Genomic DNA, 14,548 nt, shown 5'->3' with positions numbered 1-14,548 from the left:
CTTCAGGGTTCACTACAAATAGATCCGCCCGTATTATTAGTCATGGTATTTCCCCATTGCCCAAAATTGGTAACCAGCTGGGGATGACGCATACTAATAGCACAACCTTGATTGTTGGTAATGATATTATTATATACCTGACAACCATCATCCGGCTGATTTAAGTTATTCTGAAACCGTACCGCATGCCCATTGGTTTGGTCGATTGTACAATTGAAAATATTAGCACCGTTAGCTGCGTCAATACCGATAGCTCCGACACCCCGTTTATGCGTATTGTTTTTGTAAATCCAAACATTTTCCACAAAACAATTATGAGATCCGCCATCGATCGTGATACCCTCTCCCCCATTTTCGTAAGTTTGACAATTTTTAATACGGTTATCTGAACTGCCCCACTGGGAAATGCCTACTACATAGTTATAGTAAGTTTTCACCCCTTCGATCCAGATTCGATTGGCATTGTGGATCAAAATACCTGAATGCCCGCTGTTGCGGAAGTGACTGTTATAAATTTTCGTGTCATTTCCGAAAACGCGTATGTTAGGCTCTGGAAGCATACCACCATCGACATAAATCCAATCGATAACCGTATTGACAATATTAACATCTACATCAAGTACCGAAACGCCCTGCCCTGACGCCGTAGCCGCCTTACGCATATAATTTGTAGGATCGGTTCCATTATGTTCTCCGCGAATGGTTAACCCGCTCTTATTAATATGCACGGTGCCGCTGAAATAATGGTTTCCCGCACGAATAATAATGATATCTCCGGCGACAGATTGATCGATCAGCGCCTGTAAAGCGCCTGTTTCATCCGGACCATTCTGGGCGGGTAAGTATCGTATCGTTGCAGCTTGGTTTAGCGCCGATTCCTGAGCAGTTATTCCGTTAGCAATAACATTCGGACGCTCTTTTAACATATCTGATTTTCCACAGGAAGCGAATACAAAAATCAGCAATGCCACTTTTGACAAGTAAGACTTCATCATAATATGGTTTTTATGTGGTTATTAAATAATTGACTCAAATCTACAAGCGTAATTAATTAATATGTTTCTTAATTTGCTTCAAAATTTCATCAATTTATCTCATTTACAGCCACTTTAGATGTGCTGTAAATAATGATTCTAAAGATTTCATTGCTTAAAAAAAAGGCCATTTCTTTCGAAAGAAATGGCCTTTAGCGTACTTTCACCCTTTTGTATTATCGTTTCTCTGCCCCTTGTAGAGACGAATCTACTCCCAATTTATCGGCTAGAAGTTTCATATAAAAACCGCCTACCACACTCCGGGCTTTGAAATTTTCGCGGATACCGGTATTTGTATCATAAAAATCGTTCAATGGAACACGCGATTCGGTCTCGATTGCATGGGTGTAAACGGGTTTTACTAGCGCTTCAAATACTTCCCGAGTAGGCGCAAAGGTTGCAGTCCATAAAATCCAGTCGTTTTTAGTATAGGCCTTTCTACTGTCTAAGGGTATACCGAATTTGTTTTGCTTGGTGAGGTAATATCTGATTTCAGTATCGTATACTTTCTGCGGAAATAGGTTCAAATCTAACACCTTATCCCAAACCAAGTTATATTTCTGGCTCCACGTAGCTTTATTGTCGAAAGTCAGTGCGTAATGATCGCCGGCATCAGCCATCTCAATCCATTTAGGCACCATAGATTCCGCAATGGCTCGATATTTTTTAGCGGTTGCTGTTTCACCCAATGCTTCTGCAATTTGTGCGTAGCAGGCAATACCCACTATGGCTTTGACCGACAAGTTAGCATTACGTGCTAAATGACCGGCAAAATCATCGGTACATAACTGGGTTTTAGGATCGAGGCCTTCTTTTACCAGGTAATCAACCCAGGTCGTAAGGCTTTTCCAATGCTTCTTGGCGTAATTGCCATTGTTTTGCACTTTGGTAATTGCCGCTGTTAAAATAATCATGTTTCCCGACTCTTCTACCGGCATGGGTTCTCCATAAGTTTGGCCGTTGGCCAATGGATAGGTCCCTAAATCATGCGCGGCCCAGGGATGCGGATATTTACCACTTTCGCTGAAATAAAAAATACCACTTAACATTCCTTGTAATAACTCGGGATTATAAATCAAATATAGCGGTGCTGAGGGATAGGTCACATCGACGGTGTTAATGAAACCGCCACTGTTGTTCTCTTTAGACAGCCATAATAGCTCGCCCTGAGGGCTCTTGACCAGTGTATGTGCGGCAATACTTTGACGGTAGGCAAGCACACAAAGATGCGCATAATCTTTACCTCCCGCCTTCAGCGCGTCGGCATAAACCTGTTGGTCAAATGCCGCACATTTTTTCATCACAGATTGGTAATCGTTCGCCGCATTATTCAACTGCTTTTCGATGCTTTCTTTCCCGCTGTTGTTCCACCATGGCCGAAGGTTATTTTGAAAATACTGAATAGCATAAATCTCATCATAGCCTACTTCTATAAATCGCTGTACTTCCGCTTTACCTACCGTACCAAAAGATATTACTGTATTTAGTGATAGCAATTTCCCTTTTGACGCGGTAGACCCTACAGAACCTTTTTTGAAGGCATCTACGGCAGCTGTCGCAGGCGTTATAAATTGCGCTACGCCTTTCGCTTTCGGCGTCGCAACGTAGAAATATCCCCAATCAATACGCATATCGTCCGCCGCTTTTTGCAGAACGGCTTGCTCAACGGTCCCTGTCTTGAGCACTGATAATTGATCAGCTGTATACTTTTCAGCAACTACTTCCTGCGACGATCGATATACCGCAATATTGGACGATGCACCAAGAAAAAGCCTTACCGCGTGTTTTTTCCCATCGTTGGCGCTTACACCATAAGTGATGTAAGATACAGGGCGCGATAACAAACTCAGGTCATTCATGAGTAGTGGTGAGGTAAAGGTCAGGTTCAGATTTACCTTCCCTGCTTCAAACGTATATATGGTTTGCGTTGCGGTAACTTCCACATCTTTTTGTATGGCCGTTTGAATCTTAGTGGTTTCCTTCCGCTTATCTACTAGTCCGAAATCTAAGAATCGACCGCCTGCAGTATTTGTCAAGTGGATAGCTAGGAGGTTTTCTCCGGTTTTTAGATCGGCTTTACTGATCGGCAAATAGTGGAAGTTATTGGTCCATCCGGTTTTTTCATATACCTTTTTACCGTTCAGATATACCTCAATATTGTCATCGTGGTTCAATTTCAATAAGAGCTCGTCAATAGTTTCGGGCTTGCTTACATTGAACGTACGTCTAACCCAGATATCGCGAGATTTCCATAGGGTTTTTACACTTTTTTCGTCATCACCAATAGGAGCAGCGCCCGAATTCCAGTCGCTTGCAGCATAGTCGGAAGTTGTCCACGCTCCTGTCGGCTCCTTTTCTGTATACTGCACGGTATAGGCTTCTTCGTCAGAGGTATTGAGTACCGTTTTATAATTGGGTTCTTCTTTCCCCATAAAACGATAAATATTGCCGTCCACATCGATCAATCCTAAAAGCGAATGATCAGCATCTGTCCAATGCTTGGTGGTAGATGCGTTCAACTGATCGGTAGTTGACCAGATACTAAAATTAGGATTGTGCGTAATCAGCGGATAAGCAGGGGCTTTTCTATTTTGTGCCTGGACCTGGCCTATGGTAATTAAACAAGCCAATAAGCTCCAAGCCTTCAATTTTTTTAATTTGTTCATCTCGATTATCGGGTATTGAGCGTTTTAATTGTATGATGCCTGTAAAATTACTACATAATGCTAACCCGATTTAGCAAAGTCGTTTCAAGATTTAGCTGATTTGTCTCATAACTGCTTATTTATTTCAAAACGAGGGATTCTTTACAGCAAGCCGGTAAGGTATTTATGTTAGCGAAAAGTTTAAGGAGTGAGTAAGCACTTGGCACCGAAGGAGGCGCCGCAAATTGCGGTGCCTCCTTCGGTGCCAAGGTTTTTAAAATTTATACATAATTCCTAAACGCATATTTCGTCTCGCTTCCACGATATAAGAGTAATAATCTACACCTCCTTGAGCCTGAGCCTCTGCATTTGCTTTGTTAAAGGACCCTGCTGTTAACAAAGATCTGTTGTCCAATAAATTATTGATGAGGAAAGAGATCATATATCTTTTCTTTTGATAGGATAATCCTCCGTCCGTTCTCACATAATTTTTGAAGTTAGCTTCCTTTGTAGTTCCAATTGCGCGGTCAAACATAGTCTGTACACTTCCCATTAAACCAAATCCTTTTAGCACGCCTTTTTGTATACGGTAGCTGAGCCACGCATTTGCCGTATGTTTAGCAGTATTAGGTGTTATATTTCCGATGACGGATTCGTCGGTTGATTTAGTGATCTTTGAATCTGTCAATGCATAATTCACATTAACATTTAAACCACGGACCACTTCGCCGGAAATATCCATCTCTATTCCTCGTGTTTTTGCTTCTCCTTCTTGTTTTTGGAAGAATTGCGCGCTACCACCGGGCATAGGATGGTCGTAGTCGGTGACAAGTTGGTTTTGTCTTTTAATGGTATATGCACTGAGGGTAGAAATCCATCTACCACCAAACCATTCTCTTTTTAGCCCTAATTCGATGTTGTTACCACGAATCGGTTTGAAGGCATTACCTTCCCAATCTGTTCCCGAAACGGGAACAAAAGATTGATCAAATAAAGAATAAACGCTTGTTGCTCTATCGATGGAATAACTTAACCCCACCCGTGGACTCAAGACGTTGTCCTTAATATCCGCCGCTCCTGTTCTGCCAACCGTTTCGGCGTTCGTAAATCTTAAGCCTAGCGAAAGACGAAGCTGATCTTCTAAGAAAGCCAATTCGTCATGTGCATAGAAGGACATATACGAAACCGATGAAACATAATTGCTACCACCGGCTCTCACTTTGGTACTTTGTGATCGGTCGATCACCGGAAATGCCGATCCCGAAATGCCATACTGGGGGTTGTACACATTGAGTTCTATGGGTAGCGATTTTAAGATTTCTCTGAAATCACCCCAGAATTTTTTGTTGCCAAAATCACCTCCGACTAATATCCGATGCCTGATGCCTCCCGTTCTTTCTTCCCCATTAAAAGAAAATTGTGCAAATCTGTTTTCTCCCGTTTCATCAGCGATACTCCAGTTACGAGGCATATCTCCATTTTCTTTCATATAAGTTAGCCAAGTGCTGTTAGCAGTCATATTAAAATTGAAATATGCTAATTGTGCATGCAGCTTCCATTTGGAGTTTAAACTATGATCTAAATAGAGATAGGCGCTATGGTCTCTTAATTTGCCTGGTTCAAAGGAAGGGTCGCCATAAAAAAAGTCGTTATCGATGTCAGGGTCTGCAAATTGCTTAGGAGAAAAAGTATAGTTTCCGTTCGTCAGATATTTTGATCCTTGATAAGTATATTCAATGGTGATGGAAGTAGCGGTGTCTACTTTGTAGGTTAAGACAGGGGCTACCACAACTCTATTATTATAATTGTATTTTGTAAAGTAATCTTTTTGTTGAGCGGCTACATTTAACCTATAGAGTAATTTTCCGTTTTGGCTTAACTTGCCATCAAAATCCAAGGCACCGCGATAGGTGCTAAAACTTCCCATGCTAAACGTTGCTGACCCTTTTTGCCGGCCCGAAGGTTTTTTGGTTACCACATTATAAAACCCACCGGGTTCGCCGCTAGCGAGCATAAAACCTGCCGGTCCTTTGACAAACTCTATGCGCTCTATCATGGATGCGTCTTCTGCCGTAGGCCCCCAAGATGCTTCAATGTTCATTCCATTTCGAAAGGCTGGGATCTTTGACCCTCTCATACGTATATTCGCGTATTGATTATCCCAATGTCCCTGACGTGTTGCACCACTAATATTGCGGGTGATGCCATCTACGATATCAAATACCTGCTGATCAGCCATAATATCGGATGAAATAACCTGGATATTTTGTGGTAATTCTAAAATAGAAGTCTTTAATCGTAAAGAACCAGATAGGCTATCTAACTTATAATTTTGATAGTATTTCCCGTATACGGCAACTTCATCAATTGCTATTTCATTAGATTGCAAAATAGTTGGTTGCAAAACCAAATTTTGATGCTCAACTTTAATATCCAATGTGGTTTTTTGTAAACCTAATGCAGAGATCTCTATTCTATAATGTCCGGTTTTAACGGCATTGAATACAAATGTACCCTCGCTATTGGAGGGTGTTTTTCCCTTGACTGTTTTGCCTTCCAAAATAGTAATAGAAGCACCTGGAATAGGGAGATTATCTGGTGAAAATACCGATCCTTCAACAGAAAATGTTTGCTGAGCGCAAAGAGTGGTCGCAGTAATGAACAGACCGACTAAAACGAATAAAGTTTTCTTCATATCAATTTGGCAAGATAAATCAGTTGAAATAATATATTATTTAGACTGATTAAAAATATGCGCAAATATAGAGCGAATACTTTTAAATGCAAATTTTTATCGGAAAACGAGATTACTTTGTACGGGATAAACAGCTTCTCAGCAATTTTTTCTTTTTTTAAAAGCAAAAAATATAGATCTTTAACCTAAAATGTGATGATACCTTTTAACGAAATTTTATTTTTTGCATTAGCCGCGCTCATATTGGTCGTTAGTCCAGGGCCAAACATGATTTACTTAATTTCAAGAACGCTAACACAAGGACGAAAAGCTGGATTAATATCTCTTGTAGGTGTAATTTGCGGTTTTCTGTTTCACATTATAATGGTTTCATATGGGCTGACAGCAATCCTTTTTGCCGTGCCGTTTGCTTATATAACCTTAAAGACATTAGGCGTTATATATCTTTTATATCTAGCGTTTCAAGCGATTAAGCCAAATAGCAAGAATATATTTGAAACAAGTTCGCACCTCCCTTTAGATAAACCCGGGAAATTATTTGCGGTTGGCTTTCTAACGAATGTACTTAATCCTAAAGTGGCAGTATTCTATTTATCGTTTTTTCCACAGTTTATAAAACCTGTATACGGCTCTGTCCTCGCACAAAGCCTGCAGCTAGGATTTACACAGATTATAGTAAGTTTTGGTATTAATTTTATTATTGTTCTATCCGCTGCAAAGGTAGCCGCTTTTTTTTCCGGAAAACCTACTTGGTTGAAAATTCAAAAGTGGTTTATGGCGAGTGTACTTACCGGTTTGGCTATAAAAATGGCTTTTTCAAAAGCAAAATAATATACGTTTAGCGAATTCGCTAAGCATTTATTCATCTATAGGTCCTTATTACATTCCATACAAGAGGCATAAAGCCGCTCGCAACTTTAACGACTTTGTACTAAAGCAGCGTGTTTTACTAAATGATGATATCCGCGATTAATGGCCTATAGATTAACAGCAGAAGAGTTCATATGCTGATCGCTAACTTCATAACGGGATAGGTAGAATCACGATCACTCATCTCTTAAACTATTTACAGGATCGGCTATGGCAGCACGTATCGCTTGCCAACTTACTGTTATCAAAGCTATTATTGTCGCTGCTACACCTGCCAATGCAAACATCCACCATTCAATATCAATGCGATAGGCAAAACCTTCTAACCACTTATTGAACGCCAAATATGCTAAAGGACATGCAATAACAAAGGCTAACACCACCAATTTGACGAAGTCTACGCTTAATAGACGCACTAATGATGATACTGTAGCGCCCAGTACTTTACGCACACCAATTTCTTTGGTTCGTCTATCTGCTGTAAATGCAGCCAAACCAAATAGTCCTAAGCAACCTACAAATACTGCAAGTACGGAAAAAGCTAGGAGAATAGATGCGGTTTGACGATCATTTAGATATAAACTTTTCAGATGACTATCTAAAAATGTATAGTCAAACGGTGCATCTGGTACTATCTTTTTAAAAGACGCCTCATATTGACTCAGAGTGCTTTTCAGATCACCTGTTGTAAAACGCACCAATAAATATCGAAGTGCTTGAGGAGTGTTTGTAAATGCATAGGCACCGATAGGATTATGCAAAGAGGAATAATTGAAGTTCTCTACCACACCCACAACGTATGTATTATCGCCAAGCCCGGCCAAGGGTTTTGTTCCAATGGCTTCTGCTGGCGTCAGGTCAAGGTAGTCAACAGCCCGTTTGTTAAGCACCATTTCGAAAATCCATTCGCCATTTTTTGTAGTATCGCTTGCCAAACGTGGCTTAACCATCCGTCCAGCCAATAACTTAAGCTGTAATACGGATTCAATATCGCCATCTACTCGATTGGCATAAAACAAAGGTCCGTGTTTATCCGTCTCGTTTTTTCGCAAAGGATGACCACTTTCTCCCTTTCCAGGAAACGCCTGTGACAATACCATGCTTTGTGTTGGAGCCAAGGCTCCTATTTGATTCCGTAAGGCATCTAATTCTTGTTCGTCTTTTAACGAACTTATACCGATGGCAATAACATTCTCAGGATTATAACCTAGTTTACGGTGACTCATAAAGTCCATTTGTTGGTGCATGATAACAACGCCCACAATTAATACGATACTGGCGGTGAATTGTAACACGACGAGCGCCTGACGGAAAAATGCAGAACCTATTTTAACGGCTTTTCCTCTTTGAAAAGCTTCCAGTGGCGTATAAGATGAAAGAAGCAGGGCGGGATAAAGCCCCGAAACCAATGTGAGCGTAAGCCACAATAAAGGCAATCCTATCCAGAAGACAGGATGCGATAGCGTATTGTAGATTAATGTTTTACCGGATAATGCGTTGAATAACGGAATGCCTATGATGGCCAGCATTAGCCCAATACTAATTGCAATAATCGTCAATACGGCTGTTTCGGTGTAAAATTTACCTAACAATGTTCTCCGACTTGCTCCAAGGGCCTTGCTAATACCTACTTCTTTATTCCTTTGCTGTGCACGGGCAGTTGCGAGGTTCATATAGTTGATAGCCGCCATAAGCAACAGTGCAATAGCTAAATAAGTCAATTGTCGAAGTTGTGCAGCATCGCCCTTCCGATTGCTATAGCTGTTAATACCTGTTGAGTTTAAATGTACTTCCGCCAGAGGTTGAAGTGACAACGTATAATAAGTGCCTTCGACACCAACATGTTCCTTAATCATTTGGGGTAGGTAAGCGTTTACTTTACGATAATCGTCGGTCTTTTTTAACATTATCCATGTTTCAAAGCTGGCATTATCCCAAGTAATATTTTTCGAATAACCGGTAGTGCTAAAAGAGGCAATCAGTTCCGCATCAAAAGTACTGGTAATAGGTAAATCAGCATAAACACCGGTTACTTTCAATGTAGTGTTTCTGCCCAATTCTATTGTTTTATTAACGGGGTTTTCGCTACCGAAATACTGCCTGGCCTTAGTTTCCGAAAGCACAATTGTATTCGGTTCATCGAGAGCCGTTTTTTGATTGCCATGTATAAATCGGAAGTTAAAGATATCCAAAATATCAGGATCGGCCCAGTATAAGCGATTTTCGATATAAGCATCGTGTCCAACTGTAATGTTAGCGTTTTCACCGAATCCATTTAATAAGGTACGAGCAGATAGAGTTACCTCAGAAATATTTCGTTGCACCGTTGGGCCTATGGAATTGGGCACACCAGCCCATATCATGTTATTTCCCTCATAATTTATGTGGGCAAGGTAACGGAAGATTTTCTCCTTGTTCGGAAATGCGTCAAAAGACTGCTCCTGAATAATGAAGAGTGCAAGCAATAGTGTTACACTTAGCCCAAGAGCCAACCCAAAGATATTCAGGGCACTGAACAGCTTGCTGGTCCATAAATTACGCCATGCGGTTTTTAAATAATTTTTAATCATGGTACGAAGGTGATACGATACTTTGCTAGAGGACCTGAATGGTCCTTAACAAGCATTGCTTAACATGAAATTATTTTCAAAAAAACTGCCAAGCAAATAAAAGACTAATAATAAGCCAATTAAAACACGAAAGCGCATTGCTAGTGTTCATAATCGAACACCTCTTGTTCATACTCGGACACTGAAAGACTTATTGTCACCTACGGCATAAACCGCCCACTAAACTGTCGCATCACCCCCTCTTTAAGATGGAATTTTGTTATGACATTTGTTAAAGGCAAAATTGATCAATTAGTTACGCCAAGGTGGAGCAGCAACCACCTAAAAAACGGGCGATCCGAAAAGCCAAACGAGTAGGAATAACGTAAAAAATAAGGTTATGTCAGAAAATAAGGTATCATTGCACCGAGTTATTAAAGCATCCCCGGAAAAAATTTATCGCGCTTTCACAGAAGCTTTGGCAATCGCTTCTTGGTTACCCCCCTATGGTTTTCTTTGTACCGTACATGATATGGACGTCCGCGTAGGCGGTTCCTTTAAAATGTCGTTTCAAAATTTTAGCACGGGCAATAGTCACTCTTTTGGCGGAGAGTATTTAGAATTGAAAACCAATGAGTTTTTAAAGTATTCTGATAAATTTGACGATCCCAATTTACCGGGCGTCATGACAACCTCCGTGTGGCTTAACAAAACGTCCGTAGGTACGGAATTAAAAGTATTACAGGAAGGAATACCTGCTGTAATACCGGCAGAAATGTGCTATTTGGGCTGGCAGGAATCTTTAGATAAGTTGATTAAGTTAGTTGAACCTGAAATTCCAGATGCATAGTTTGCTCATATAGAATAATAGCCTGCTATTCATTTTTCCACGCTTAAAGAATGAATAGCAGGCTATCATCTAATTATTTATTGGTGGAGTTTTTGGCATATTGCTGCCGCACGCGGCTAAGTGTTTCTCGCGAAACGCCCAGAAAAGACGCGATCATGTGCAAAGGGACTCGACTATAAATCTGCGGGCAAGATTGGATGAAGTTATCGTATTTTTCTTCAGCAGTTTCGCTAATATTGCTAAGGATTCTTTTTTGGTTTACTTCAAAATTTTTGGCATCAAGTGTTTCTCTCAGTTTTTTAAAAGCAGGGATTGTTTCGACGAGCTCTTCAAACTTATCTCTGTGAATCATTAACAATAGACTGTCCTCAAGCGCTTCAATATTATACTTGGAAGGAAGGCCTGAATTATAGCTTTCATAATCGCTGATCCACCAGTTTTCGATCGCGAATCTTAAAATATGCTCGGAACCGTCCCTCCCTACTTGATAAAGCCTTAGACATCCCTTGGCAATAAAGGAATTATAAAAGCTGATATCTCCCTCTTGTAATAAGTATTGACGCTTGCGAAGTTTTTTCGGGACCACAACGCCCTCAACTCGCTTTATTTCTTCATTATTTAGGTCACCCCTTTCAGCCAGATAGGCAGCTAAAGATTCTAACATTTTTAACAGCTTTTTACAAAGCTATTTAAAATCAGATAAAAAAATCAAGGCCTGATCGATCTTATGAAATGCCTTATTCTTTTTACATTATATACATATATTGACACAAACGTACGCATATTAAAATCCGGAGAGATTATATGCGCACGTTTGTTGGTTGGTTATTTCATCAAGCTGATATTTGTCATGCCTCCATCCGCCAAAATCTCAGAACCAAGGATGAAGGATGAATCATCAGATGCTAGAAATACCGCAGCTTTTCCGATATCCGAGGGCTGACCAATCCTCCCGGCAGGTATAAGATTTACCCAAAGTCGTTTAACATGATCAACCTCTTCCTGCGATACCAGTTTACTAAATACGGGGGTATCGATTGTTCCCGGAGAAAGTACGTTTACTCTAATTTTTCTCGCTATTAAGTCCAACGATATCCCTTTGGCTAAGGATATAACAGCTGCTTTAGCGGCGCTGTATATCGCCATTCCAGGGGCCGCACGGTGTGCAGCACTTGAGCCGATAAGCACGATTGAAGCGCCATCTTTCATAAAAGGAAGTGCTCTTTGAACGGTAAAGTAGAGACTTTTTAAGTTCAGATCCATATAATGGTCGTAATCCTTTTCTTCAACTTCGGTAATAGCACCCATTTTGGCACCGTCAGCAACGCCCCCTGCATTGACGACAAGCACCTCAATTTTGCCGAAATGATCGAATGTAATCTTAAATATACGTTCCAAATCATCCAACTTCGTCACATCACCTTGGAGTCCGATAAAACTGTTCCCTAAGTGTTTAACAGATTGGTCGAGCGTTTCTCGGTTCCTCCCGGTGATAACGCCCACAGCACCTTCGTTTTTCAACGCCTCTGCAATTCCGAAACCTATACCGCTGTTACCTCCGGTAACTACAGTTACTTTATCCTTTAATTTCATATTTTACTTTTTATGAATCAAAGGTCAGATACTTTTACAAGTCATGACAAGGACATTTGACACAAAATTTACGTGATAAATGTCACTTAGACCCTAAATAGACAAGTGTTAAATCGACTAGAATATTTCTGCGTAAGCCGAGTACGGCGGAATTAATAAATCGATTTAGAACTAAGAGGAGCTGCTTTTGTCAAATTTTTCGGTTTCACTTTTTTTTTCGACATTTGAGATTTAGCTATCAGAATCAATTTGACCTATGCCCTCTTTTGTAGTGGATATCAATGCGTTTAATGCTGGAGAACGGAAAACGTTTGACGGAGTTTACCGTTATTACTCGCGTCCGCTACAGCATTTTGCCTTTTCGTATGTGCATAACCACGCATTGGCGGAAGAGATTGCAAGCGATAGCATGCTCAAGCTGTGGAATAACCGCCAGCAGATTCGTACGGAGCAGCAAATTAAAGCTTTTCTCTACATCGCTACACGCAATGCTTGTATTGATAATTTGCGCAGCAGCCGCACGCGCCCTATGCAGTACTTACCGGAAAATATAGATGACCTCGCAATACAAGCTCCCGAAGTTTATAATCGTATCTTATACGCTGAACTATTGCAACAAATTGAGGAAGCGGTGGATAAACTACCTCCTAGTCAGCAAAACGTCTTCCGAAAGAGTTTCCTTGAAGGCAAGACTACCGATGAAATTGTAAGCGAAACAGGCATGACGGAGTCATCGATATTCACCCAGAAATCAAAGGCAGTAAGTACCCTCCGCAAATTATTGAAGGGAAATCTTTTATTTCTCTTGTGGCTCGCCAAGCTACCATAATCATCATCAACGTTATTATTTGGTTTGGATGATCGCATCTTCCCTATGCATTATCAACGACCTAATAAAAAAATGAATTTTTTTTGGTAAGGTTTATCCTCTGCATCCGTATCTATATTATCTGTACCCCTAACCAACAAATAGACAGAAAAAAATGGAACGGATCAGTCAATTACTTTACAAGCACTTAAAAGGCATTCTCACGGAGGCTGAGCATGCTGAGCTCATGGCTTGGGCTGCTGCAGATCCTGCCAATTGGGAACTCTTAAACAAAGTGATTGACGAGGAAAGCCTCGAAACTCATGTTCGGGATTGGTATGCGATTCCAAGGCGATCGGTAGCAGACGATGCTCGTTTGGAAGCTGCCATTGCGCAGCAGGAGGCGTCCATCAGGAACCCGCATTTCCGTCAGCGAATAAGGCGCATACTTCCCTATGCAGCGGCCATATTGATTATCTCATTTGCTGGCATCTGGTATACCTATAATCAAGAGGTACACCAAGTGCACGAAATCGCAGCTGAAGATATATCAACCGGCGGCAATAATGCATTTCTTACCTTAACAGACGGTCGGAAAATAGATTTGAGCACCGGGCAATCGGGAATTATTATTGAAAATGGCCAAATCACCTATGAAGATGGTTCATCGCTCGCAGTGCTACCCGACGTAGGTAGAACAGTGCAAACGATTTCCACACTGGAACTTTCTACACCAAGAGGCGGAACCTATCGGATGACCTTACCCGACGGTTCTAAAGTCTGGCTCAATGCTGCTTCCACTATTAAGTATCCAAGTAATTTTATTGGCAAAGAACGTATTGTGGAGATCAGTGGTGAGGCTTATTTTGACATCAAAAATGACCGTCAAAGACCCTTCAAGGTGCTTAGCAAAAACCAAGAGATTGAAGTTTTAGGTACAGAATTTAATATCACTGCCTATCCAGATGAAAATGAAACCAAGACCACCTTGGTGGATGGTAAGATACGCTTGTCTTGGTCCGCAAAATCCGAAGGCACTGCTTCCCTGGATAAAACGGTAATATTGATACCCGGTGAACAAGGAAGGCTGGGTAACGGGCGAATCACAAAATCCAAGGTAGATATTGCAGCGTATACTGCTTGGAAGGATGGCTTTTTCTATTTTAATAGAACGCCCACAGCCGTAGCCATTACGCAGTTGGCACGATGGTACGACTTGGATGTAATTTATGAAGGAACACGACCAGAGGCCAACCTATTTGCTTATATCGACCGCAACAAATCATTAAGTGCTGTTTTAAAAGCGCTTGAAAAGAGCGAATTGAAATTTAAGGTCGTCCAAAAAGGGCAAAGAAAACAACTGATTGTTTTCGGAGAACAACGATAAAATTAACCAATTCATTAGATAGAAAACCCAAAAAAGAGGAGTAACCATGATAGAAACATAAAACCAAACTGATCAAACATATCCGCAAAAAAGCGGATGATGGTAACGACATCACCC

General features: G+C 40.9%; 10 protein-coding genes. 4 read left to right on the top strand and 6 right to left on the bottom strand.

The window, feature by feature from the left end; all coding sequences use genetic code 11:
• Positions 1-2 precede the first annotated feature (2 nt).
• The 3 genes from M1D52_RS01810 to M1D52_RS01800 form a co-directional block, all read right to left on the bottom strand.
• Complete coding sequence (locus M1D52_RS01810) at positions 3-995, bottom strand: right-handed parallel beta-helix repeat-containing protein (RefSeq protein WP_289554324.1); 993 nt, start codon at positions 993-995, stop codon at positions 3-5.
• A gap of 215 nt (positions 996-1,210) precedes the next feature.
• A complete protein-coding gene (locus tag M1D52_RS01805; protein WP_437393936.1) occupies positions 1,211-3,700 on the bottom strand; it encodes a glutaminase family protein in 2,490 nt (829 codons plus the stop codon).
• A 253-nt stretch (positions 3,701-3,953) separates the two neighbouring features.
• Positions 3,954-6,374, bottom strand: coding sequence for a TonB-dependent siderophore receptor (locus tag M1D52_RS01800; RefSeq protein ID WP_437393937.1), 2,421 nt, complete (start codon positions 6,372-6,374; stop codon positions 3,954-3,956).
• 195 nt (positions 6,375-6,569) lie between these two features.
• On the opposite strand from M1D52_RS01800, the gene M1D52_RS01795 reads away from it, so the two are divergent.
• Positions 6,570-7,205 (top strand): LysE family translocator, encoded by a 636-nt coding sequence (locus M1D52_RS01795; RefSeq protein WP_437393938.1) that lies wholly within the window; start codon positions 6,570-6,572, stop codon positions 7,203-7,205.
• 215 nt (positions 7,206-7,420) lie between these two features.
• Here M1D52_RS01795 and M1D52_RS01790 read toward each other — a convergent pair whose 3' ends face one another.
• Positions 7,421-9,814, bottom strand: coding sequence for an ABC transporter permease (locus M1D52_RS01790; RefSeq protein WP_437393939.1), 2,394 nt, complete (start codon positions 9,812-9,814; stop codon positions 7,421-7,423).
• Positions 9,815-10,193: 379 nt separating this feature from the next.
• Between M1D52_RS01790 and M1D52_RS01785 the strand changes: the two genes are divergently transcribed.
• Positions 10,194-10,643: an SRPBCC family protein gene (locus M1D52_RS01785; RefSeq protein WP_013664236.1), complete on the top strand. Its 450-nt coding sequence runs from the start codon at positions 10,194-10,196 to the stop codon at positions 10,641-10,643.
• A 73-nt stretch (positions 10,644-10,716) separates the two neighbouring features.
• Here M1D52_RS01785 and M1D52_RS01780 read toward each other — a convergent pair whose 3' ends face one another.
• Together M1D52_RS01780 and M1D52_RS01775 are read right to left on the bottom strand one after the other, a co-directional pair.
• Positions 10,717-11,307, bottom strand: coding sequence for a Crp/Fnr family transcriptional regulator (locus M1D52_RS01780; RefSeq protein WP_377611942.1), 591 nt, complete (start codon positions 11,305-11,307; stop codon positions 10,717-10,719).
• Between the two features lie 161 nt (positions 11,308-11,468).
• Positions 11,469-12,236, bottom strand: coding sequence for an SDR family NAD(P)-dependent oxidoreductase (locus tag M1D52_RS01775; RefSeq protein ID WP_437362557.1), 768 nt, complete (start codon positions 12,234-12,236; stop codon positions 11,469-11,471).
• A 256-nt stretch (positions 12,237-12,492) separates the two neighbouring features.
• Here M1D52_RS01775 and M1D52_RS01770 point away from each other — a divergent pair, with 256 nt between their 5' ends.
• Together M1D52_RS01770 and M1D52_RS01765 are read left to right on the top strand one after the other, a co-directional pair.
• Positions 12,493-13,065, top strand: coding sequence for an RNA polymerase sigma factor (locus M1D52_RS01770; RefSeq protein ID WP_013664239.1), 573 nt, complete (start codon positions 12,493-12,495; stop codon positions 13,063-13,065).
• Between the two features lie 154 nt (positions 13,066-13,219).
• Positions 13,220-14,431 (top strand): FecR family protein, encoded by a 1,212-nt coding sequence (locus M1D52_RS01765; RefSeq protein ID WP_437393940.1) that lies wholly within the window; start codon positions 13,220-13,222, stop codon positions 14,429-14,431.
• The last annotated feature ends 117 nt before the right edge of the window (positions 14,432-14,548 follow it).

This window comes from Olivibacter sp. SA151 (assembly GCF_054130995.1).
Note: the sequence above shows the minus strand (reverse complement) of the source record. Positions and strands in the feature narration are given on the sequence as shown.